The sequence below is a fragment of the Streptomyces sp. NPDC050564 genome, assembly GCF_044457265.1.
In the GTDB taxonomy this organism is placed as follows: domain Bacteria; phylum Actinomycetota; class Actinomycetes; order Streptomycetales; family Streptomycetaceae; genus Streptomyces.
Genome location: NZ_JBITGS010000031.1, coordinates 1 through 21,488 on the forward strand (window position 1 = coordinate 1; position 21,488 = coordinate 21,488).

At 69.4% G+C, this 21,488-nt stretch carries 17 protein-coding genes and 1 pseudogene; 7 read left to right on the forward strand and 11 right to left on the reverse strand.

The genetic code is table 11. The features are described 5' to 3' along the window. On the forward strand, positions 1-229 hold a 229-nt coding region (locus tag ACIBK0_RS37565), incomplete at its 5' end, for a hypothetical protein (RefSeq protein ID WP_399090015.1). A gap of 63 nt (positions 230-292) precedes the next feature. On the opposite strand, the gene ACIBK0_RS37570 is transcribed toward ACIBK0_RS37565, so the two are convergent. From ACIBK0_RS37570 to ACIBK0_RS37590, 5 genes are all read right to left on the reverse strand, one after another. After that, positions 293-2,356: a glycoside hydrolase gene (locus tag ACIBK0_RS37570; RefSeq protein ID WP_399090018.1), complete on the reverse strand. Its 2,064-nt coding sequence runs from the start codon at positions 2,354-2,356 to the stop codon at positions 293-295. A gap of 100 nt (positions 2,357-2,456) precedes the next feature. Further along, entirely contained in the window at positions 2,457-4,514 is a 2,058-nt protein-coding gene (locus tag ACIBK0_RS37575; protein ID WP_399090022.1) for a beta-galactosidase, read from the reverse strand. 101 nt (positions 4,515-4,615) lie between these two features. Beyond that, on the reverse strand, positions 4,616-5,959 hold the full coding sequence (locus tag ACIBK0_RS37580) for an ABC transporter substrate-binding protein (protein WP_399090025.1): 1,344 nt from the start codon (positions 5,957-5,959) through the stop codon (positions 4,616-4,618). Between the two features lie 92 nt (positions 5,960-6,051). Then, complete coding sequence (locus ACIBK0_RS37585) at positions 6,052-6,996, reverse strand: carbohydrate ABC transporter permease (RefSeq protein WP_399090028.1); 945 nt, start codon at positions 6,994-6,996, stop codon at positions 6,052-6,054. Between the two features lie 4 nt (positions 6,997-7,000). Next, positions 7,001-7,927: a carbohydrate ABC transporter permease gene (locus ACIBK0_RS37590; protein WP_399090031.1), complete on the reverse strand. Its 927-nt coding sequence runs from the start codon at positions 7,925-7,927 to the stop codon at positions 7,001-7,003. 194 nt (positions 7,928-8,121) lie between these two features. On the opposite strand from ACIBK0_RS37590, the gene ACIBK0_RS37595 reads away from it, so the two are divergent. Beyond that, positions 8,122-9,210, forward strand: coding sequence for a LacI family DNA-binding transcriptional regulator (locus tag ACIBK0_RS37595; protein ID WP_399090034.1), 1,089 nt, complete (start codon positions 8,122-8,124; stop codon positions 9,208-9,210). A gap of 237 nt (positions 9,211-9,447) precedes the next feature. Then, entirely contained in the window at positions 9,448-11,211 is a 1,764-nt protein-coding gene (locus tag ACIBK0_RS37600; protein ID WP_399090037.1) for a SpoIIE family protein phosphatase, read from the forward strand. A gap of 25 nt (positions 11,212-11,236) precedes the next feature. Here ACIBK0_RS37600 and ACIBK0_RS37605 read toward each other — a convergent pair. From ACIBK0_RS37605 to ACIBK0_RS37630, 6 genes and pseudogenes are all read right to left on the reverse strand, one after another. Continuing rightward, positions 11,237-11,479 (reverse strand): annotated as a pseudogene (locus ACIBK0_RS37605) (TIM barrel protein); the annotation flags it as partial. Positions 11,480-11,493: 14 nt separating this feature from the next. Further along, a complete protein-coding gene (locus ACIBK0_RS37610) occupies positions 11,494-12,513 on the reverse strand; it encodes a Gfo/Idh/MocA family protein (RefSeq protein WP_399090039.1) in 1,020 nt (339 codons plus the stop codon). 26 nt (positions 12,514-12,539) lie between these two features. Continuing rightward, complete coding sequence (locus tag ACIBK0_RS37615) at positions 12,540-13,442, reverse strand: sugar phosphate isomerase/epimerase family protein (protein ID WP_399090042.1); 903 nt, start codon at positions 13,440-13,442, stop codon at positions 12,540-12,542. Between the two features lies 1 nt (position 13,443). After that, complete coding sequence (locus tag ACIBK0_RS37620; protein ID WP_399090045.1) at positions 13,444-14,358, reverse strand: ATP-binding cassette domain-containing protein; 915 nt, start codon at positions 14,356-14,358, stop codon at positions 13,444-13,446. Positions 14,359-14,366: 8 nt separating this feature from the next. After that, positions 14,367-15,443 (reverse strand): ABC transporter permease, encoded by a 1,077-nt coding sequence (locus ACIBK0_RS37625; protein WP_399090048.1) that lies wholly within the window; start codon positions 15,441-15,443, stop codon positions 14,367-14,369. Then, positions 15,443-16,462: a sugar ABC transporter substrate-binding protein gene (locus ACIBK0_RS37630; RefSeq protein WP_399090051.1), complete on the reverse strand. Its 1,020-nt coding sequence runs from the start codon at positions 16,460-16,462 to the stop codon at positions 15,443-15,445. The genes ACIBK0_RS37625 and ACIBK0_RS37630 overlap by 1 nt, the downstream gene beginning before the upstream one ends. 285 nt (positions 16,463-16,747) lie before the next feature. Here ACIBK0_RS37630 and iolC point away from each other — a divergent pair, with 285 nt between their 5' ends. The 4 genes from iolC (at position 16,748) to iolD (ending at position 21,472) form a co-directional block, all read left to right on the forward strand. After that, positions 16,748-17,704, forward strand: a complete 957-nt coding sequence (iolC, locus tag ACIBK0_RS37635; protein WP_399090054.1) for a 5-dehydro-2-deoxygluconokinase — start codon at positions 16,748-16,750, stop codon at positions 17,702-17,704. A gap of 66 nt (positions 17,705-17,770) precedes the next feature. Next, positions 17,771-18,649, forward strand: coding sequence for a deoxyribose-phosphate aldolase (locus tag ACIBK0_RS37640; protein WP_399090057.1), 879 nt, complete (start codon positions 17,771-17,773; stop codon positions 18,647-18,649). A 43-nt stretch (positions 18,650-18,692) separates the two neighbouring features. Further along, entirely contained in the window at positions 18,693-19,601 is a 909-nt protein-coding gene (gene iolB / locus ACIBK0_RS37645; protein WP_399090060.1) for a 5-deoxy-glucuronate isomerase, read from the forward strand. Beyond that, complete coding sequence (gene iolD / locus ACIBK0_RS37650; protein WP_399090063.1) at positions 19,601-21,472, forward strand: 3D-(3,5/4)-trihydroxycyclohexane-1,2-dione acylhydrolase (decyclizing); 1,872 nt, start codon at positions 19,601-19,603, stop codon at positions 21,470-21,472. The genes iolB and iolD overlap by 1 nt, the downstream gene beginning before the upstream one ends. The last annotated feature ends 16 nt before the right edge of the window (positions 21,473-21,488 follow it).

Consider the following 21,488-nt stretch of genomic DNA (forward strand, 5'->3'; position numbering starts at 1 on the left):
CGGCTACAAGGAGATGGGCACCACCACGACCCCCTTCGACATGGTCGTGCGCAACGACCTGGACCGCTACCGCCTGGTCATGGACGTCATCGACCGCGTCCCCGGCCTCGGCGTCCGCGCCGCCGCCGTACGCCAGCAAATGGCCGACGCCCGCACCCGCCACCACGCCTGGATCCGCGAACACGGCACCGACCTGCCCGAGGTGGCCGACTGGACCTGGAGCGCCTGAAGACAGCGAATGCCTCTGCGCCCCCCGGTGCTGTGGGGGCGCAGAGGCGAGTCGCCAGAAGGGCTACGAACCGGCCTGCTCGGTCACGTCGGAGATCTTCCACCGCTGGTTGGATCCGGAGTTCGGGGTCCACATCGTGACGGCGGATCCGTCGGCGGTGGCCTGGCCGCCCACTTCCAGGAGACGGCCGGTGGCGGCGCTGACGAGGGTCCAGGTGCCGTCGCCGGTCGTCGACATGATCCACTGGGTGGCCTTGTCACGCCGGCCGCTGTCCGCCTCCAGGACGGGGACGCCGTCGCGCACGGCCAACCGCTTTCCTTCCGTCGGGTTGGTGAACACATACCGCTGCAGGTTGCCGGTGGCGCCGCTGATCCGGGCCGGCCGCCACTGCTGTCCCAGGCCGGATGCATCGGTGCCCGGCGCCTTGATGACCAGCTTGGTGCCGTCGTCCGCCACGGTGAGCGCCTTGCCGCTCTGGACGCCGGTCAGCTGGTAGGTGTGGCCCTTCTGGAGCAGGGCGGCGTCCTTCGCCACGCCGGACACGCCCTTGACGAGGAAGGATGTCACGGACTGGGCGGGCACGGTGAAGGTGGCCTGCCGGCCGGTGACCTCGACGGGAGTCTGTCGCTCCAGCTTGCCCTCGGCGCTCGTCACCACGGGCGTCACGGTCGCGTTGTGGGCGATGCGGCCGAACTTGGACAGGTCGATCGTCACCGTACGCGCGTTGGTCGTGCCGTTGACATGGACGATCGTCGCCGCGTTGCCCGACTTGGAGACCGCGGCGGCGCTGGAGGTGTCGTCGGTCTTGATCAGCCGGTCGCCGGGCTTGATGTAGTGCGTGAAGTTGCGGGCGGTGTCGAACTTCGTGTTCGTGCGGATCGGGCAGGTGGCCGGTGTGTCCGTGGAAGTGCAGCTGAAGGGGAGCTGGATGCTGCCCCAGTTGCCGCCCTTGGCGGACTCCCCGCCGGGCTTCATGTTGTCGTAGTCCTCGACGGGCTGCCAGAACACCCAGGCCTTGGGCTCGAGTTCGCGCAGGTCGTCGACCATCTGCTGGGCCAGCCCGAGGCCGGGCCGCATGTCCGTGAAGCTCTGCCCGTCGCCCCAGTCGCCCTCCACCTCACTCATCCACAGCGGCTTGTCCGCGGCCTTGGCGAGGTCGCGCACGCTGGTACGGCCGCCGGTGCCGTAGGTGTGGACGTTCATCTGACCGACGAGGTCGCGCACGTCCTGGGGGTAGGTGTTCCAGTTCTGCGTGAAGATGTTGGGGTTGGTCTCGTCCATCGCGGAGATCTTCGTACCGGTCTTCGCGTTCTTCAGAGCGGGGGCCAGCGCGCGGATCACCTTCTGCTGGAGTTCCGGGCCGATGTGGGCCCCCTCCTGACGGCCGCCGACCGGCTGGCCGTCGGCGCCAAGACGCGTACCCCAGTAACCCGTGTTGGGCTCGTTGAACGGGTCGAGGGTGTCGACCTTGATGCCGTGCGCCTGCTCCAGCCGCTTGGTGGCACCCGCCAGGTAGGCGGCGAAGTCGTCGACGGAGTCCGCCTTGAGCTGGTCCTCGGTGGAGTTGAAGCCGCCGGATACATAGCCGCTCTTGGTCATGAACCAGGGCGGTGAGTTGCTGAACGTCTCCCAGTGGGTGATGTCCTTCTTGATCCGGTCCACCCACCAGCGCTGCGTGGCGTCGGCGTCCGGGTTCCAGTGGGCCGCGTCGTCGGCGCTCCACCAGTCGGTGTCCGCACGGGTGGTGCCCGCCGGCGCCTTCCACCAGCCCTGGATCGCTCCGCCGGCCCGGAGATAGTCCTTGACGTCCGGGGCGTTGCCGCCGCCGATGTTGTAGCGCGCGATGTTGAGGGCGAGGCCGTCGTCGTCGAAGAGCAGTTTCGCGAGCTTCTCGCGGATCTCCGCCGGGTAGTCGCCGGTCGCGTTGGCGAACCAGACCAGGCTGGTGCCCCAGCCCTCGAAGCTGTCCGCCTTGTACGAGGGGTCGGGCCGGACGGTGACGGTCGAGGCAGCGGCCGTCGAGGTCTCGGCCTGCGTCGGTGGAGCGGTGATCAGCGCTGCCCCGGTGGCCAGGGCGGTGACTCCGATGGTTCCCAGAAGCCGTCTTGTGCGGGTACGGCGTGCCAACGTGTGCTCCCAACTCGTCTGTGGTCGCTGCGGTGGACCGTCGTGCCCTGCGGGCGCAGGACACGACGGTGTGACCCTCGGATCAGTCGGTCAGGGGGTGTCAGAGGGCGGGCTGTCGCAGTACGGCGACGTCCCGGGGCGGCAGTACGAGCGTGCCGTCGGCATCCGCCCGGCCGATCAGGAGTTCCCCGGAGAGTCCGGTCAACGGCACTGTCTCGTCGGTGCGGTTGACCAGGAACAGATAGCGGCTGTCGGCGCCGCGGCGCACGATCAGCTCGACGCTGCCCCGTGCGCCGTCGGGCAGTTCACTGCGGACACCGGCGGGGACGAGCAGCCGCGGCAGCAGGCCGGTGAGGCCGTCCACGCCGAGCCGGGTGGAGACGTACGCGGCCGAACCCCGGCCCACCGTGCGGCGGGTGACAGCAGGGCGGCCGGCGTACGCGCCGTCGCGGTAGTGGGACAGCACCTCCACATCCGGGTCGGTGACGGTGATCCGGTCGGTCCACAGGGTGCCCGTGGCGGCGCCGTCCCACCCCGATTCCAGCTCGACCGTGGCGCCGTCGAGCAGCGGTCCGAACTCCTCGATGCGGATGCCGAGCAGATCGCGCAGTGCTCCGGGGTACCCGCCCAGCCAGATGTGGTCGTTCTCGTCCACGACACCGGAGAAGTACGTGGTGACCAGGTGGCCGCCTTGCTCGACGTACCGCGTGAGCTCCTTGGACAGCGCCGCGGACACCATGTGCAGCACGGGGGCGATCACCAGCTCGTACCGGTCGAGGTCGGTCCGGGTGGTGACGATGTCGGCGCGCACGCCGAGGGCGAGGAGGGCGGAGTACCAGTCGAGCGCCTCTTGGCGGTAGTCGAGGCGGGAGGTCGGGTGGGAGTCCTGTTCGCTCGCCCACCACGACTCCCAGTCGAAGACGATGCCGACCCGGGCAGGCTCGCGCTCGGTTCCGGCCACCGGAGCGAGCGTCCGCAGGGTGTGGCCGAGATCGGCCACCGCGCGGAACACCTCGCTGTCGGGCCCGGCGTGCGGCACCATCGCCGAGTGGTACTTCTCGGCGCCGGCCGCCGACTGGCGCCACTGGAAGAAGCACACGGCGTCGGCGCCGTGCGCGACGTGCAGCAGCGAGTCACGGGCCAGGTCGCCGGGCCGCTTGGCCAGGTTGACGGGCTGCCAGTTCACGGCACTGGTGGAGTGCTCCATGAGGAACCACGGATGCCCGCCCGCGATCCCGCTGACGAGGTTGGCGGAGAAGGACAGCTCGTCCCGGTCCTGCGGGCCGGGCATGACGTAGTGGTCGTTGGAGACGAAGTCGATCTCGTCGGCCCAGTCGGCGTAGTCCATCCCCTTGGTGCCGCCCATCACCATGAAGTTCGTGGTGACCGGAACACCGGGCGTGATCTCGCGCAGCAGGTCCCGCTCCGCGCGCAGATACTCCTTCAGCGCGTCGGAGGAGAAGCGCTTGAAGTCCAGCTGCTGCGTGGGGTTCGGGTAGGAGGCGGCCAGGCGGGGCGGCAGGATCTGCTCCCAGTCGCTGAACCGCTGGGACCAGAACGCGGTGCCCCAGGCGTGGTTGAGGCCGTCGAGAGTGGAGTAGCGGGCGCGCAGCCACTCACGGAAGGCGTGGGCCGCGTCGTCGGAGTAGTCGTAGATGTTGTGGCAGCCCAGCTCGTTGGAGACGTGCCAGGCCACCAGCGCGGGATGGTTCGCGTACCGCTCGGCCATCGTCCGCACGAGGCGCAGTGCGTGGTCGCGGAAGACGGGCGAGGTGGGACGCCAGTGCTGCCGCCCCCCTGGCCACAGCGTCTCACCGGAGGCGGTCACCGGGAGGATCTCCGGGTACGCCGTGCTGAGCCAGGGCGGCGGGGAGGCGGTCGCGGTGGCCAGGTCGACCCCGATACCGCCCGCGTGCAGCAGGTCCATGACCTCGTCGAGCCAGCGGAAGTCCCACTCGTTCTCGGCCGGTTGGATGCGGGCCCAGGAAAATATCCCCACGGAGACGATGGTGACGCCGGCCTCGCGCATCAGCCGTACGTCTTCCTCCCACACCTCGCGCGGCCACTGCTCAGGGTTGTAGTCGGCGCCGTACGCGAGGCGTGGGGTGGGGTCACCGTCCGGCCCGTGCTGCAACTGGGACAGGAGGGTGGAGATCATGGCGGTCCTTCCGGTGTGCTGCACGGGGCGGCGCGAGGTACGTAGGTGTTTCCCGGCGGCTGCCGCTGAGCGATCGCTCCTCAGCGGCAGCCTTCAGGCGGTTACTTCTGGACGGTGAAGCCCTGCTCGTTCCCGTACTTGACCGAGGCGTCCTGCCAGGACGTCAGAGCGGCGGTCAGCTTGGTTCCGGAGACGTAGGCCTTGCCGACGGTGTCGTTGAAGATCGAGTTGGCGTAGACCTGGTAGGGCAGGTACGACCAGTCCGAGGCGACGTTCGCGGCCGAATCGGCGAAGATCTTGTTGGCCTTCTGCCCGCCGAAGTACGGGAACTCGGTGTTCTGGAAGGTGCTGGACTGGAGGTCCGCGGTGGTCGCCGGGAAGGCGCCCGCCTTGAGGCGGGTCTGCACGCCCTTGCCGGCGTTCGCGTACTCGGCGAAGGCGTAGGCGAGTTCCTTGTTCTTGCCCAGCGTGGGCAGCGCGAGGGAGCTGCCGCCGTTCTCGGCGCTGGCCTTGTCGCCCGCGGTCCACGCGGGCAGCGGAGCCGCGCGCCAGTCGCCGGACGCGCCCTTCACGCCGGTGGCGAAGTTGGCGGGCATCCAGGCACCGGTGGCGAGGGTCGCGATGGTGCCGTCGCCGAGCCCCTTGTACCAGTCGTCGGTCCAGCCGGAGATGGGCGCGAGCAGCTTCTCGTCGAGGAGCTTCTGCCAGACGTCGGTGTACTTCTTGGCGCCCGCGTCGGAGAAGTTGATCGTCACCTTGGTGCCGTCGACCTTGTAGGGCCGCGAACCGGCCTGCCACAGCAGGCTGGTGGTCTCGCCCGCGTCGCCGGTGTCATTGGCGATGTATGCCTTGGGGTCGGCCTTGTGCAGGGCACGGGCCGCGGTCAGGTACTCGTCCCAGGTGGTCGGCACCTTGATCTTGTACTTGTCGAAGACCTTCTTGTTGTAGAACAGCGCCATGGGCCCGGAGTCCATGGGCAGGGCGTAGATGTTCTTGGTGCCGGCCTTCACGGCGTTCAGCGGGCCGGGGGAGTACTTGCTCGCGAGCTTGTCCGCGCCGTACGGCGTCAGGTCGTCGAGCCCCTTGGTCAGGGCGTACTGGCCCAGCGCGTAGTACTCGATCTGCGCGACGTCGGGGACGCCCTTCTTCGCCGATATGGCGTTCTGCAAGGCCTTGTACTGGTCGTTGCCGGTGCCCGCGTTGACCAAGTTGACGTGGACCGCGGGGTGTTCCTTCTCGAAGTCGGCGGCGACCTGCTTGAGCGTGGGCTCCCAGGCCCACACCGTGAGGTTGCCGCCCTTCTTCAGGGCCGCGTCGACGTCCTTCGCGGAGACCGGCTTCGAGCTGGAGCCGCTGTCGTCGGAGCCTCCGCAGGCGGTCGCCCCCAGGGCGAGCGCGGAGACCAGGGCGAGGCCGCGCAGCAGGCGGCGAGGGTTCATGTGCATGGACGTGCTTCCACTTCGTCGTGGCCGAAACCGTGCCTGATGAGGGGTGAGAAATGTGGGGGAGATGGGTTGTTGCGGGGGCTTGATGAGGGTTACTCCTTGACGCTTCCGGCGGCGAGCCCGGACTGCCAGTACTTCTGGAGCAGGAGGAACGCGGCGATCAGCGGCAGGATCGTGATCAGTGAGCCGGTGATCACCAGGTGGAAGACGGGGGTGCCGCCGGCGGTAGCGGCCTGGGCGTTCCAGCTGTTGAGGCCCAGCGTCAGCGGATACCAGTCGGGATCCTTGAGCATGATCAGCGGCAGGAAGTAGTTGTTCCAGGTGGCGACCATCGTGAACAGCGAGACGGTCACGATGCCGGGCGCCAGCAGCGGCAGGACGACCTGGAAGAAGGTGCGCAGCTCGCCCGCGCCGTCGATGCGGGCGGCCTCCATCAGCTCCGCGGGCACGGCCTCGGTGGCGAACACCCACATCAAGTAGAGGCCGAAGGGCGAGATGAGGGAGGGGATGATCACCGCCCACGGGGTGTCGGTCAGGCCCATCTTGCTGAACATCAGGAAGGTGGGTACGGCGAGGGCGGTGCCCGGCACCGCGACGGCACCGATGACGACGGCGAACACGGCGCGCTTGCCCGGGAAGTTGAACTTCGCCAGTGCGTAACCGCCCAGTACCGCGAGCAAGGTGGCACCCCCGGCCCCGAGCACCACGTACAGCACGGTGTTCAGCAGCCAGCGGGAGAAGACGCCGTCGTTGTAGGTGAACGTCTCCTTGATGTTGTCCCACAGGGCGAAGTCGCCGTTGAACCACAACCCGAACGAATGAGCCAGCCCCTCCTGGGTCTTGGTGGCGCTGATGACCAGCCAGACCAGTGGCACGAGGGAGTAGAGCAGGATCAGACCGGTGAGGAAGGTCAGCAGCACACTGCGCCGCGGGCGCCCCGGGCTGTGCCGACGCGGCTTGCGCAGCCGGGGCACGGCGCCGGAGGAGCCGGTCGAAGGAGGTGCGGGCCGGGAGACGGTGGTGACAGAGCCGCTCATCGCTTCACGCTCCCTTGCGCATGCCGCGCAGCTGGACGACGTAGGCGATGACCATGGTGATCACGCCCATGACGATGGCGACCGTCGCGGAGTAATTGTTCTGCTGGCCCGAGAAGGACAGCGAGTACGTGTAGTAGTTCGGGGTGTAGTCGGTGGTGATGGAGTTGGGCGCCAGCTTCTGCAGGATGCTCGGCTCGTTGAACAGCTGGAACGTGCCGATGATCGAGAAGATCGTCGCGATGACCAGGGCGCCGCGGATCGCCGGGAGCTTGATGGCGGTGATGACGCGGATCTGTCCGGCGCCGTCGATCTGCGCGGCCTCGTACAGCGAGTGCGGGATGACGCGGAGCGCGGAGTAGAAGATCAGCATGTTGTAGCCGACGAACTCCCAGGTGACGATGTTGCCGATCGACGCCAGGATCAGGTCGGGCCCGAGCGGGTTGGGCAGCGAGACGCCGAGGGCGTCGTTGATGTCGCTCACGAGGCCGAACCGGGTGCCGTACATGAAGCCCCACATGAGGGTGGCGACCACGGCGGGCACCGCGTACGGCAGGAAGATCGAGATCCGGAAGAAGTCCCTGCCGTACAGTCGCCCGCTGTCCAGCGCGAGCGCGACGAGCAGGGCGATGCCCAGCATGATCGGCACCTGCACCAGCAGGAACAGCGACACACGTGCCAGGGAGTCCCAGAACTGGTGGTCCTGCAGGGCCTGTTGGTAGTTGTCCAGGCCCACGAAGGTGGTGCCGCCGATGAGCTGGGTCCGGAAGAGGCTGAGGTAGAGCGAGTAAGCGATCGGAGCCAGGAAGACAAAGGCGAAGACCACCGCGAACGGGCCGATGAACCCCCACCCTGTCCAGGAACGGCGGTCCCGTTTCGCCGGAGGTCGGGTCGGGGGCCGTGTCGCGGCCGCGGGTGGTTGAAGCGTTGTCATGTCGTTCCTCGCTCGTCCATCTCGGAACCGGCGTCGTACGCCGCCGCGATGTTTACGCAAACATCAGGGCCCGGAGGAGCCCTCGGGCTGTTATGTTTACGTAAACATCTGATGGCGGCATGTCTACACTGCCCCCATGTCGGCGGTCAAGGGTCGCCTGATGAAACGGCGACTCAGGTAATCGAGGGAGACGGGTGGACACAGCGGACGGTGCCTCGATGAGCAGCGATCGGGCACGCACGCGTACGGAGAAGCGGGCCGCGCGGCGCACACCGAGTGCGTCCATGGCGGATGTCGCCCGCCTGGCCGGCGTCTCGTCGCAGACGGTCTCGCGGGTGTCCAACGGTTACGCGGGCGTCAACGAGGAGACCCGGCGGCAGGTGCTCGCGGCCATGAAGGAGCTGGGCTACCGGCCCAACAGCGCCGCCCGGGCCCTCAAACGCGGCGAGTTCCGCACCATCGGCGTCATCACCTTCAACCTCTCCACCACGGGCAATATGCGCACCCTGGAGGCGATCGCCACCTCCGCGGCCCAGGAGGGTTACGCCGTCACGCTCCTGCCCGTCGCCGTCCCCACCCAGGACGAGGTGCGCGGCGCCTTCTCCCGGCTGGGCGAGCTCGCCGTCGACGCCGTCATCGTCATCATGGAAGTGCATCTGCTCGACGCGGCGACCATCTCCCTGCCGCCCCACGTCCAGGTCGTGGTCGCCGACTCGGACGCGGGCGACCGCTACACCGTGGTCGACACCGATCAGGCCGGCGGAGCCCATGCCGCCGTACGCCACCTGCTGGACCTGGGGCATCGCACCGTCTGGCACCTGGCCGGTCCCGAGGAGTCCTTCGCGGCACAACGCCGTGCCGACGCCTGGCGCGCCGAACTCGCCGGGGCGGGCCGTGTCCTGCCACCCGTCGTACGAGGCGACTGGTCGGCGGAGTCCGGCTACCGCGCGGGTCTGCGACTCGCCGGCGAGAAGGACTGCACGGCGGTGTTCGCCGCCAACGACCAGATGGCACTGGGGCTGTTGCGGGCCCTGCACGAGCGCGGCCGCAAGATCCCCGACGACGTCAGCGTCATCGGCTTCGACGACATCCCCGAGGCCGGCTCCTTCCTGCCTCCCCTGACCACCGTCCACCAGGACTTCGCCGAAGTGGGACGCCTGTGCGTCGAGGGAGTACTGCGACGGATGCGCCACAAGGGGGCGGAGCACGGCACCACGCTCGTCCCCACGAGACTCGTGGTCCGCGACAGCACCGCACCGGCCGCTCCTTCCGCGGGCGAGTAGAGCGGTGCTGTGGCGCGCAGGGTCGGCGCGAGCAGCATGGAGGGAATGCCGTGCGCCCCTCCGCGGGCCCTGCCCGGCTTCAGGAGCAATGGCCCGCCCCTCTGACCGGGGGTCCGGCGACCGCCTGCGCGGCCCTGCTCGCCGCCCGCTGACCTCACGCGCGTGCGCGGCACGCCCGCGTGACCGATCATGGATATTCAGTGGGTCGCGGACTCCCGGGAGTCGAGGAGGAGGCCGGTGGCGCCGGATGTTCCTGCCGCGCAGCCCCTGATCTCCAGCGACGTCGAGGCGGTGCTGGCGGCGGCGGGCGGCCTTGTCGCGGGCCTGCCGCTCGGCCGTGAGTACCGCATCCTGCGCAGGATCGTGGAAGGCACGAGGGCCGCAGTGGCCGTACTCGATACCGAACTGCGCTTCCGGTACGTCAACCCGCGCATGGCCCGGGTGGACGGGCTGTCCGCCGAGGCCCACCTCGGCCGCAGTCTCACCGACGTCCTGCCGGGAGCGCATCGCGCCGAGCAGGTCCTGCGTGAGGTGCTCCGGGACGGGCGCCCCCGCCAACTGGTCCTCACCGGGTTCACCCTTGCCCCCTCGCCTCCTGCGCGCCGGCTGTGGCGGGCGACGTACCACCGGCTGGAGGACGAGCACGGCAAGGGTGTCGGGCTGGTCGGCGTCGGTCTGGAGATCACCGAACCGCGCCAGACTCTGCACGCGTTGGAGCGCGCCCACCAGCGTATGGCGCTGTTGGACACCGCGGTCACGCGGATCGGCACGGCCCTGGACATCGACGCCACCTGCGGTGAGCTGGCCGACTTCGTGGTCCCCGAGCTCGCGGACGCCGCGGGCGTGGAGCTGTTCCAGCAGGACCGGCCGGGCGCGCGGCGGCAGACTCCGCCCGGCGTGATGCGGTTGCGCCGGGCCGCCGTCAGCGCCGCTCCGCAGTTCAGGGCCACACTGCGGGAGATCGGCGCGACCGGTGTGTCTCTGGAATACGAGGCGGGATCACCGATCCGGCGGCGGCTGGACGCCGGCGAGTCCTGGATGTTCGACCTCTCGGCGGGCGACGTGCTCGAGGGGGCGTACGCCGATTGGATCGCCCGGTATCGCGCCGTCGGGGTCCACTCCGTCCTCATCACACCCCTGGGGACCGAGGACCGGCTCCTCGGCACCCTCTCGATGGTCCGCGTCCGCCCCTCACCCCCCTTCACGCGCGAAGACGCCTTGGTGGCAAAGGAGTTGGCGGCCCGCGCCGCCCGGGCCCTGGACCGGGCCTTCCGCTATGCCCGCGAGCACGCGATGGCGCTGGAGCTGCAGCGGGCCCTGCTGACCGAGCCGACCGTCCCCCACCCGAACCTGGAGACCGCCTTCCGGTATCTGCCGGCGGACGACACCACGGTGGTCGGCGGCGACTGGTTCGACGCCCTTGCCCTTTCCCGTGCCCGCAACCTCCTGGTCATCGGCGATGTCATGGGTCACGGAGTCGAGGCGGCCGTCGCCATGAGCCACTACCGGTCCATGCTGCGGGCACTGGCCGATACCGGACTGCGACCGCACGAGATGCTCCAGCACGCCGACCGCATGGTCGCCGACGCCGGCTTCGACCGGGTCGCCACCTGCCTGCTGGCCCTCGGCGACCCCCGTGCCAACACCGTCTCCTACGCCAACGCGGGACACCTGCCTCCCGTTCGGCTCACTCCGCAGGGACACACCGAGATCGTGCCCCTTCCCGTGGGTCCACCGCTGGGCACCGGATTCGGCTCGTACGAGACCGTCACGCGTCCGGGAGTGCCCGGCGGGACGCTGCTGCTCTACACCGACGGCCTGGTGGAACGCCGGGACGAGGACATCGACGACTCCCTGCGCCGCCTCACTCGCCTGAGACTCTCTCCACGAGACAGTCTCGACAAGATCGTCGACGATGTCCTGGCCCAGCTGATGAGCGGCCCCGCGGAGGACGACGTCGCCGTGCTCGCCGCCCGCGTGCACGGCCACATCCACCTCTGAGGCACGCGGGCGAGGTGCTCGGCGTCTTCTCGCGCATGAGGGCCGACGACTCCTCGGCCCGTTCCTCCCAGGCGAACACGCAGGCCGTGAGGGTGCCGTCGAAGTCGTGGGACTTCAGCTCGCGGAACAGCTCGTCGAAGTCGACCTCACCCTGCCCGATGTCCAGGTGCTGGTGGATACGGGCCGCGGTGCCGGGCGGATCGAGGATGTACCGGTTGCCGCGGGAGGCGGTGTGGTCGAAGGCGCCGGCGAGATGCACATGGGGGAGTGCCTTCCGGCGGGTCAGCGGTAGAGGGCGGGGCGTTCGATCAGTTCGACCTCGGTCCGACGGCCCTGCGCCTGGGCGAGGACCCCCGCCTCGCAGACGGCCGCGGCGGCGTATCCGTCCCAGCTGCTGGGCCCGGTGACCTCGCCGCGCAGCGTCGCGTCGACCCAGGCCTGCACCTCGCGGTCGTACGCGTCCACGAACCGTTCCACGAAGTCCGGGGCGATGGAACCGCCCCACCGTCCCGCCGTGTTGACGAGCATCCCGTGGGCCTCGCCGATCCGTGCCGTGCCGTTCTCGCAGACCGCCTCGGCCTGCACCTGGTAGCCGAAGCGGCAGTTGACGTAGATCTCGACGTCGACCAGGGTGCCCCCGTCCGTCTCGAAGACGACGAACTGCGGGTCGGACAGGCCCTCGGGCGCGTTGCCGGAGGGCTTCGGCTTCATCACCGTGACCGCGGTGATCTCCTGACCCAGCAGCCAGCGGGCGACGTCCATCTCGTGCACCACGGAGTCGTTGATGAGCATCTGCTCGGTGAAGTACGGCAGGACGTCGGCGTTGCGGTGCCGGTTGTGCAGCATCAGCGGCCGGCCCAGTTCGCCGCTGTCCAGCAGTGACTTGAGCTTCATGTACTCGGCGTCGTACCGCCGCATGAACCCGACCTGGACCCGCCGGTGGCCGAGCTTCTGCTCGGCCTCCATGACGCGCAGCGCGGAGGCCGCGTCCGGTGTGAGCGGCTTCTCGCACAGCACCGGCAGGTCGTGCTCGAAGGCGGTGAGCAGCGCCGCCTCGTGGGCCGGGCCGGGCGAGGCGATGATCACGGCGTCGACGTCGTCCGCGGCCATGGCCGCGGACGGGTCGGTGTACGCGGTGCAGCCGTCGATGCCCGCGGCGAGCTGCTTGGCCCGTTCCGCGTCGAGGTCCGCGACGGCGGTCACCCGCGCCCCGCTGATGACCTCGGTGATTCGGCGTACGTGGTCGGCCCCCATCCGGCCGGTGCCGATGACGGCGATGCCGAGCGTTCCGCGCTGGGTCATGGTGTTCGGTGGTCCCTTCGGGTGGTTCAGGCGCCGCAGGAGCGGAGGAACGTGCGGGTGCGCACGGCGATGGGCAGCGGCTTGTCCGGCTCGCAGGGGTACATGTCCTGCTCGACGATGGCGAACAGCTCGACGCCCAGGCGCTGGGCCGCAACCAGCACCGGCTCCAACTCCGGTATTCCGGAGGGGGGTTCGCACATCACGCCGCCCTGGACGGCGGGGCCGAACGGCACCTCGTTCTTGACGACGTCGGCGAGGATGTCGGGATCGACCTGCTTGAGGTGGAGATAGCCGATCCGCTCGCCGTAGGTCTCGATGAGCTTCACGCTGTCGCCGCCGCAGTAGGCGTAGTGCCCGGTGTCCAGGCAGAGATTGACCAGCTCGGAGTCGGTCGAGTCGAGGAAGCGCTCGACGTGGTCCTCGGTGTCGATGTGGGTGTCGGCGTGCGGGTGGACGACGATGTCGAGGCCGTACGTCTCCTTGACCTCGTGGCCGAGCCGCTCCATGCCCTTGGTCAGGTGGGCCCACTGCTCGGCGGTCAGCTCCGGCGGCTCCAGGATCTCGGCGGTCTTGTCGTCGCGCCAGAAGGACGGGATGACCACCAGGTGCTTCGCGCCCATGGCCTGAGTGAGGGCGGCGACCTCGCTGACGTGCTTCCAGGTGGACTCCCAGACCGAGGGTCCGCGGTGCAGCCCGGTGAAGATCGTGCCGGCCGACACCTTCAGTCGGCGCTTGTTCACCTCGTCGGTGAGCCGGGCGGGGTCGGTCGGCAGATAGCCGTACGGGCCGAGTTCGATCCAGGAGTAGCCGGCTTCGGCGACTTCGTCCAGGAACCGTTCCCAGGGCACCTGCTGCGGGTCGTCGGGGAACCAGACGCCCCAGGAGTCGGGGGCCGAGCCGACCCGGATGCGGTCGAGGGGCGTGGTCATCTCAGGGGGTCCCTTCGGACGAGGCCGCCACGGGCGCCTGGAGGTCCTCCGCTTCGGGGAGCTCCTCGACGTCGACGCCGCGTACCTGGGCCAACTCGTGCTTGAGTGCGGCGAGTTCGGCGCCGCCGGCCATGTGGTTGGTGAGTTCTTCCAGGCTGACCTCGCTGCGGTCGGCGCTGAGCTCCATGGTGCCCAGGCGGAGCACGCTGAAGTGGTCGCCGACCATGTAGGCGTGGTGGGGGTTGTGGGTGATGAAGATGACGCCGAGGCCGCGGTCGCGGGCGGCGGCGATGTATTTGAGGACGACGCCGGACTGTTTGACGCCGAGGGCGGCGGTCGGCTCGTCCAGGATCAGGACCCGGGCGCCGAAGTAGACGGCGCGGGCGATGGCCACGGACTGGCGCTGGCCGCCGGAGAGGGTGCCGATGGGCTGGTCGAGGTCGTCGAGGACGATGCCCATGTTGCGCAGTTCCTCGTCGGCGGTCTGTTTCATCTTCGCGATGTCGAGGCGGCGTACGGGCCAGGGGCCCTTGGTCATTTCGGAGCCGAGGAAGAAGTTCCGCCATACCGGCATCAGCGGGACGGTGGCCAGGTCCTGGTAGACGGTGGCGATGCCCTTGTCGAGTGCCTCGCGCGGTGTGGAGAAGCGCACGGGAGCGCCGTCGACGAGGAACTCGCCCTCGGTGTGCTGGTGCAGCCCGGAGATGATCTTGATGAGGGTTGATTTGCCGGCGCCGTTGTCGCCGAGCACGCAGGTCACCTTGCCGGGGTGCACGGCGAGGGAGACGCCGTGCAGGGCGCGGATGTTGCCGTAGGACTTGCCGGCGTTGCGCAGCTCGACGAGGGCGGCGGTGCCGTCCTCGGGCGGGGTGTCGGCGAGGACGGCGCCCGCCGTTCCGGATCCGTTGCTGGTCATGAGTCAGTTCACCTCCGGGTCGCCGTGCGGCGGACCCACAGATTGATGAGCGTGGCGCCGAGCAGCATCACGCCGAGGAAGGCCTTGAACCAGTCGGGGTTCCATCCGGCGTACACGATGCCCTGCTGGACCATGCCGAACATGAAGGCACCGAAGACCGGGCCGATCGCGGAGCCGTAGCCGCCGGTCAGCAGACAGCCGCCGATCACCGCCGCGGAGATGTAGATCAGCTCCTGGCCGACGCCCTCGCCGGACTGCACGGTGTTGAAGGAGAACAGCTGGTGCATGCCGACGAACCAGGCGCCGAAGCCCACGGTCATGAACAGCGAGATCTTGGTGAAGGTCACCGGCACACCGACGGCCCGTGCGGAGTCCTGGTTGCCGCCCACCGCGAAGATCCAGTTGCCGTACTTGGTGCGCAGCAGCACCCATGTGGCCAGGGCCGCGAAGATCAGCCAGTACACGATGGTGATCTTCACCTGGACGCCGCCGACGTCGAAGGACGACGCGAAGATCTTCTTCGCCTGGTCGAAGCCGTCCATGTTGCTGATGTCGTCGGTGGCGACGTTGGTGGTGACCAGCTTGGTGATCGCGAGGTTCGCGCCCTGGAGGATCAGGAAGGTGCCGAGGGTGACCAGGAAGCTGGGCAGCCCGGTCTTGACCACCATCCAGCCGTTGAAGAAGCCGACCGCCAGCGACACGAGGAGCGCGACGATCACGCCGACCCAGACGTTCATGGTCAGTTGGTAGCTGAGCATGCTCGCGGTCAGCGCCGAGGTGATGACCGCGACACCGGCCGACAGGTCGAACTCGCCGCCGATCATCAGCAGCGCCACGGGCAGGGCCATGATCCCGATGGTCGACGACTGGTAGAGGATGTTGGCCATCGAGCCGCCGTCGCGGACCGGCGGCGCCGAGACGAGGAAGAACACGTACACCGCTACGGCGCCGAGGAAGACGCCCACCTCGGGCCGCGCGAGCACCCTGAACACCAGGGGGCGTTGCGCGGTCCGTCCGTCGGTCTTGCTCGGGCCGGGGGCCGGCGGTGAGGGCACCGCCGGCGCAGCCTGCTGGGCCATGCTCATCACCGGGTGCCCTTCGCGGCGAACTTGGCGACGGAGCCGACGTTGGACTTGTCGACGAAGGCCGGCCCGGTCAGCACCGGCTGCTCACCGCCGCCGCTGTAGTTGCCGTTGTTCTTGTAGAGCCACAGGGAATCGATCGCCAGGTAGCCCTGCAGGTAGGGCTGCTGGTCGACGGCGAACTGGATGGTGCCCTTGCTGATGGCGGTCGTCAGGTCCTTGTTGAGGTCGAAGGTCGCGATCTTCGCCTTGCTGCCCGCGTCGCCCACCGACTGCACGGCGGTCAGGGCGAACGGGGCGCCGAGGGTGACGACATAGTCGATGGCGCTGTCCTGCTTGAGCTTGGCGGTGATCGTGGACTTCACGGACGGCATGTCGGTGCCGTTGACGTAGAGGGTCTCCGTCTTGCCGCTGAACGTCTTCTTCACGCCGTCGCAGCGCTGGGTGAGGCCGATGTTTCCCTGCTCCTGGATCACACAGACGGCCTTCTTGGCACCTTCGGAGTTCAGTCTGTTGCCGAGCGCCTCGCCCGCCACCGTCTCGTCCTGCCCGAAGAACTCCATCAGGCCGAGCTTCTTCCAGTCGCTCACACCGGAGTTGAGGCCGACCACGGGAATGCCGGCCGACTTCGCCTTGCTCACGACGTCCTTCATGGCGTCCGGCTTGGCGAGGGTGATCGCGATGCCGTCGGCCTTCTGGTCGATCGCGTTCTGCACCAGGTTGGCCTGCTCGCCCGCGCTCGGGTTGGAGGAGTACACCAGCTTGACGTTGTCCTTGGCTGCTGCGGCCTCCGCGCCCTTGCGGACGATGTCCCAGAACGTGTCGCCGGAGGGGGCGTGGGTGACCATCGCGATCGTCATGCGGGGGGTACTGGCCTTGCCCGCGGAGGCGGCGGCGCCGTCTTCTTCGGACTTCTTGCCACCGGAGCTGCTGGAGCAGCCGGCTATGAGCAGCGCGGACGCCGCGACTGTCGCGACGAGTGGGGCGATTCTGCGAGAGCGGGGGTGAAACGTGCGGTCCATCTTCCAGCACCTCACTGTGCGACGGGGGAACGGGACGGCGCGGGGCGCGGGGCCCGTAGGGGGCTCGGACGGCAGGTCCGGGTCTTGAGCCGGTGGCGTGGCTGTTTCGTTGGGACGGGATACAAGTCCCTGTTGCACCCGCCTGTCAATACTTTGTTAAGACATCATTTCCTGAGCAGGTCCGAATGTCAGTACAAAGTCTTGACAGGAGCTTGCTGCGCGTCCTACACCTAAGAGGCACCGGGCGCCCCGTTGCCCGCATCCCACGCATCAGGAGCGTCACGCATGCCTGAGTCCGCTGAATCCTTCGACGTCATCACCATGGGACGTATCGGCGTCGATCTCTACCCCCTGCAGACGGGTGTGCCGCTCGCGCAGGTCGAATCCTTCGGGAAGTTCCTCGGCGGCTCCGCCGCCAATGTCGCGGTGGCCGCCGCGCGCCTGGGCCGCGCCACCGCGGTGATCACCCGCACCGGCCAGGACCCCTTCGGCACCTATCTCCACCAGGCGCTCAAGGAGTTCGGCGTCGACGACCGCTGGGTCACACCGGTGGCCGCGTATCCCACGCCGATCACCTTCTGCGAGATCTTCCCGCCGGACGAGTTCCCGCTGTACTTCTACCGGCGCCCCAAGGCTCCGGACCTGGAGATCCACACCGACGAGCTGGACTTCTTCGCCCTGCGCGCGGCCCGCATCTTCTGGATCACCGGCACCGGCCTGAGCGAGGAGCCCAGCCGCTCGGCCACCCTCGCCGCCCTGAAGGCGCGCGCCAAGTCCGGCACCACGGTCTTCGACCTCGACTGGCGCCCGATGTTCTGGAAGGACCCGGACAGCGCGCGCCCGTACTACGCCGAGGCCCTGCGCCACGCCACGGTCGCCGTCGGCAACCTCGACGAGTGCGAGATCGCCACCGGGGCACGCGAACCACGGGCCTGCGCCCAGGCCCTCCTCGACGCCGGTGTGGAACTGGCCGTCGTCAAACAGGGCCCCAAGGGAGTCCTGGCCGTCCACCGCGACGGCACCGTCGCCGAGGTCCCGCCGGTACCGGTGGAGGTCGTCAACGGCCTCGGCGCCGGGGACGCGTTCGGCGGCTCGCTCTGCCACGGTCTGCTGTCCGGCTGGGAGTTGGAGAAGACCATCCGGTACGCCAACGCCGCAGGCGCGCTCGTCGCCTCCCGGCTCGCCTGCTCCTCCGCGATGCCGACCGAGTCCGAGGTCGAGGACCTCCTCGCACGCGGCTGACCGAGTCCGCGGCCGAGGCGCACCGCATACGCGGCCGCCCGACGCCACCCCTGAACGGAGCCTGTCTTGAGCATCAGCATCCCCGACCTCGTCTCGGTGCGCGCCCGGCACCCGGAGGCCATCGCCGAAGCGGCCGCCCGCCGTGTCCGCCGCCCGCTGATCGGCGACAGCGGCCGCCTGATGATCGTGGCCGCCGACCACCCCGCGCGCGGCGCCCTCGGCGTCGGCGAGCACCGCCTGGCCATGGCCAACCGCGCCGACCTCCTGGAACGCCTCTGCGTCGCGCTGTCCAGGCCTGGTGTGGACGGGGTGCTGGCCACCGCCGACATCCTGGAGGACCTGCTGCTCCTGGGCGTCCTGGAGAACAAGGTCGTGATGGGCTCCATGAACCGCGGCGGGCTCGCGGGCGCCTCCTTCGAGATGGACGACCGTTTCACCGGCCACCGCGCCGAGGACATCGAGCGGCTCCGTTTCGACGCCGGAAAGCTCCTGCTGCGCATCGACTACGACGACCCCGGCTCCCTGGAGACCCTGCAGACCACGGCCCGCGCCGTCGACGACATGGCCGCCCGCCGACTGCCGCTGTTCGTCGAGCCGTTCATATCCCGCCGGGTGGAAGGCACGGTCCGCAACGACCTGAGCGCCGAGGCCGTCACCCGGTCCATCGCCATCGCCTCCGGCCTGGGCGGCACCTCCGCCTACACCTGGCTCAAGCTGCCGGTCACCGACGACCCCGACGACATGGCCGAGGTACTGGAGGCGTCCACCCTGCCCGCCGTGCTGCTCGGCGGCGAGGTCGGCAGGGACCAGGAGGGGGCGTACGAGAGATGGCGCAAGGCCCTGCGGCTGCCCACCGTCCAGGGCATGGTCGTGGGCCGGTCGCTGCTGTACCCCGCCGAGGGCAGCGTGGAGACCGCGGTGGACACCGCCGTCGGCCTGCTCTGAATCCCCGTTCAGCCTGTTCTGAGCCCCGTACAGGAGCCACCCGATGACCACCACGCACCACCTTCCCGCGGGCAAGGCCACCACTGACGCCTACGCCGTCGACGTCACGCCCGAGTCCGCCGACTGGGGATACTCCAGCCTGCGCGTCCTCGAACTGCCGCCCGGCGGCTGGCATGTCTTCGACACCGGCGACAGCGAGTGGATCGTGCTCCCGCTGTCGGGCGGCTGCACCGTCGCCGTCGGCGGCGACACGTTCCGGCTCGCCGGGCGCGACAGCGTCTTCAGCGGGGTGAGCGACTTCGCGTACGTCCCCCGGGACGCTCAGGTCTCGATCGCCTCGCGCGACGGCGGGCGGTTCGCGCTCACCGGCGCCCGCTGCGCCCGCCGGCTGCCGGCCCGCTACGGGCCCGCCTCCTCGGTACCGGTCGAGATGCGCGGCACCGGCAACTGCTCACGCCAGGTCAACAACTTCGGTGCGGCAGCTCGCGCCGGAGGCGCTGATGGACAGGGTTTCGAGTGCGACAAGTTGATCGCCGTGGAGGTGATCACACCCGGCGGCAACTGGTCCTCCTTCCCGCCGCACAAGCACGACGAGCACCGGCCCGGCGAGGAATCGGAGCTGGAGGAGATCTACTACTTCGAGTTCGCAGCCCATGAGGGCACGCCCGGTCTCGGCTACCAGCGGGTCTCGCCCTCGGGCCGCGGCAGCAACACCGACGTGCTGGCCGAGGTGCGCGACGGCGACGTCGTCCTCATCCCGGACGGCTGGCACGGACCGTCCATGGCCGTGCCAGGACACGACATGTACTACCTCAACGTCATGGCGGGTCCCGGCGCCGACCGCGCGTGGCTGATCTGCGATCACCCCGACCACGCCTGGATCCGCACCACCTGGCCCGAGCGGCCCGTCGACCCCCGCCTTCCCCTCTACACGGCACCGGAGAAGTCCTGATGAGCACCCCCATCCGCCGTCTCACCGTCGCCCAGGCACTGGTGCGCTTCCTGTCGGCGCAGTACAGCGAGCGCGACGGCGTACGGCACCGGCTGATCGCCGGCACCTGGGGCATCTTCGGCCACGGCAACGTGGCGGGCATCGGCCAGGCGCTGCTGGAGGCCGGCGAGGACACCATGCCCTTCCACCAGGGCCGCAACGAGCAGTCCATGGTGCACGCCGCGGTCGGCTATGCCCGCCAGCTCAACCGCCTGTCCGCGCAGGCCGTCACCACGTCCATCGGCCCCGGCGCCACCAACCTCGTCACCGGCGCGGCCCTCGCCACGGTCAACCGCCTCCCTGTGCTGCTCCTGCCGGGCGACTACTTCGCGACGCGCCCGGCCGACCCGCTGCTCCAGCAGCTGGAGCACCCCGTCGAGGCCGACGTCTCCGTCAACGACACCCTGCGCCCGGTCTCCCGCTACTTCGACCGGATCACCCGCCCCGAGATGCTGATCCCGTCCGCCCTGAACGCGATGCGGGTCCTGACCGACCCGGCCGAGACCGGTGCCGTCACCCTCGCCATGCCGCAGGATGTGCAGGCGGAGGCGTACGACTGGCCGCAGGAGTTCTTTGCCGAGCGCGTCTGGCACGTACGCCGTCCGGCACCCGATCCGGTCGAACTCGCCGAAGCCGTACGCGAGATCCGTGCCGCCGGGCGCCCGCTGATCGTCGTCGGCGGGGGAGTGCACCACAGCGAGGCCGAGGGCGCGCTGAAGGCCCTGGTCGACACCACCGGCATCCCGGTCGCCTCCACGCAGGCGGGCAAGGGCTCCCTGCGACACGACCACCCCGCCGACCTCGGCGGCATCGGCCACACCGGCACCGCCGTCTGTGACGACATCGCCCGCACCGCCGACCTGATCATCGGGGTCGGTACCCGCTACACCGACTTCACGACCGCGTCCCACACGCTGTTCCAGGAGCCCGGCGTCCGGTTCGTCAACCTCAACATCACCGCCTTCGACGCTCATAAACTCGCCGCCCGCACACTGGTCGCGGACGCGCGGACGGGCCTTGAGGCGCTCGCAGAGGGTCTGTCCGGCCAACGGGTGGCGAAGGCGTACGAAGCCGAGTACCGCGCGGGCAAGGCACGTTGGGAGGAAGTGGTCGAGACCGCCTACCGGGCCGAGGACTCCGCCGTGCCCACCCAGACCCAGCTCCTCGGCGCCCTGGACGCGGTCGTCGGCGACGACGACGTGGTCATCAACGCGGCCGGTTCGCTCCCCGGCGACCTGCACAAGCTGTGGCGGGCACGCAGCCCGCGCCAGTACCACCTGGAATACGGCTACTCGTGCATGGGCTACGAGATCCCGGCAGGCATCGGAGTCCAGCAGGCCGCGCCCGGCACACCGGTCTGGTCGCTGGTCGGCGACGGCACGTATCTGATGATGCCCACCGAGATCGTCACCGCCGTCCAGGAGGGCCTGCCCGTCAACCTGGTGCTGATCCAGAACCACGGCTACGCCTCCATCGGCGGCCTCTCCGAGGAGACCGGCGGCGAGCGCTTCGGCACCGCCTACCGCTACCGGGCCGCCGACGGCACCTTCTCCGGGGCCCCGCTCCCGGTGGACCTCGCCGCCAACGCCGCCAGCCTCGGCATGGACGTCCTGCGCGCCAAGACCGTACGGGAACTGCGGGACGCGTTGGCCGCGGCGCGGGCCTCGGACCGGCCGACATGCGTGTATGTCGAGACCGACCCGACGCCCACCGCCCCTCCGGCCGAAGCCTGGTGGGACGTACCCGTCGCCGAAGTGGCCTCGCGCGAAGCCGCCATGAACGCCCGTGAACAGTACGACGGCCACGCCGCAGCGCGCCGCCGCCACCTCTGACTCCTGTGAACTCCCC

Excerpts from the sequence above, each read along its gene's own strand:
- ACIBK0_RS37575 (WP_399090022.1), bottom strand. The coding sequence starts at position 4,514 with ATGATCTCCACCCTCCTGTCCCAGTTGCAGCACGGGCCGGACGGTGAC.
- ACIBK0_RS37580 (WP_399090025.1), bottom strand. The coding sequence starts at position 5,959 with ATGCACATGAACCCTCGCCGCCTGCTGCGCGGCCTCGCCCTGGTCTCC.
- ACIBK0_RS37585 (WP_399090028.1), bottom strand. The coding sequence starts at position 6,996 with ATGAGCGGCTCTGTCACCACCGTCTCCCGGCCCGCACCTCCTTCGACC.
- ACIBK0_RS37590 (WP_399090031.1), bottom strand. The coding sequence starts at position 7,927 with ATGACAACGCTTCAACCACCCGCGGCCGCGACACGGCCCCCGACCCGA.
- ACIBK0_RS37610 (WP_399090039.1), bottom strand. The coding sequence starts at position 12,513 with ATGACCCAGCGCGGAACGCTCGGCATCGCCGTCATCGGCACCGGCCGG.
- ACIBK0_RS37615 (WP_399090042.1), bottom strand. The coding sequence starts at position 13,442 with ATGACCACGCCCCTCGACCGCATCCGGGTCGGCTCGGCCCCCGACTCC.
- ACIBK0_RS37620 (WP_399090045.1), bottom strand. The coding sequence starts at position 14,358 with ATGACCAGCAACGGATCCGGAACGGCGGGCGCCGTCCTCGCCGACACC.
- ACIBK0_RS37625 (WP_399090048.1), bottom strand. The coding sequence starts at position 15,443 with ATGAGCATGGCCCAGCAGGCTGCGCCGGCGGTGCCCTCACCGCCGGCC.
- ACIBK0_RS37630 (WP_399090051.1), bottom strand. The coding sequence starts at position 16,462 with ATGGACCGCACGTTTCACCCCCGCTCTCGCAGAATCGCCCCACTCGTC.
- iolC (WP_399090054.1), top strand. The coding sequence starts at position 16,748 with ATGCCTGAGTCCGCTGAATCCTTCGACGTCATCACCATGGGACGTATC.
- iolB (WP_399090060.1), top strand. The coding sequence starts at position 18,693 with ATGACCACCACGCACCACCTTCCCGCGGGCAAGGCCACCACTGACGCC.
- iolD (WP_399090063.1), top strand. The coding sequence starts at position 19,601 with ATGAGCACCCCCATCCGCCGTCTCACCGTCGCCCAGGCACTGGTGCGC.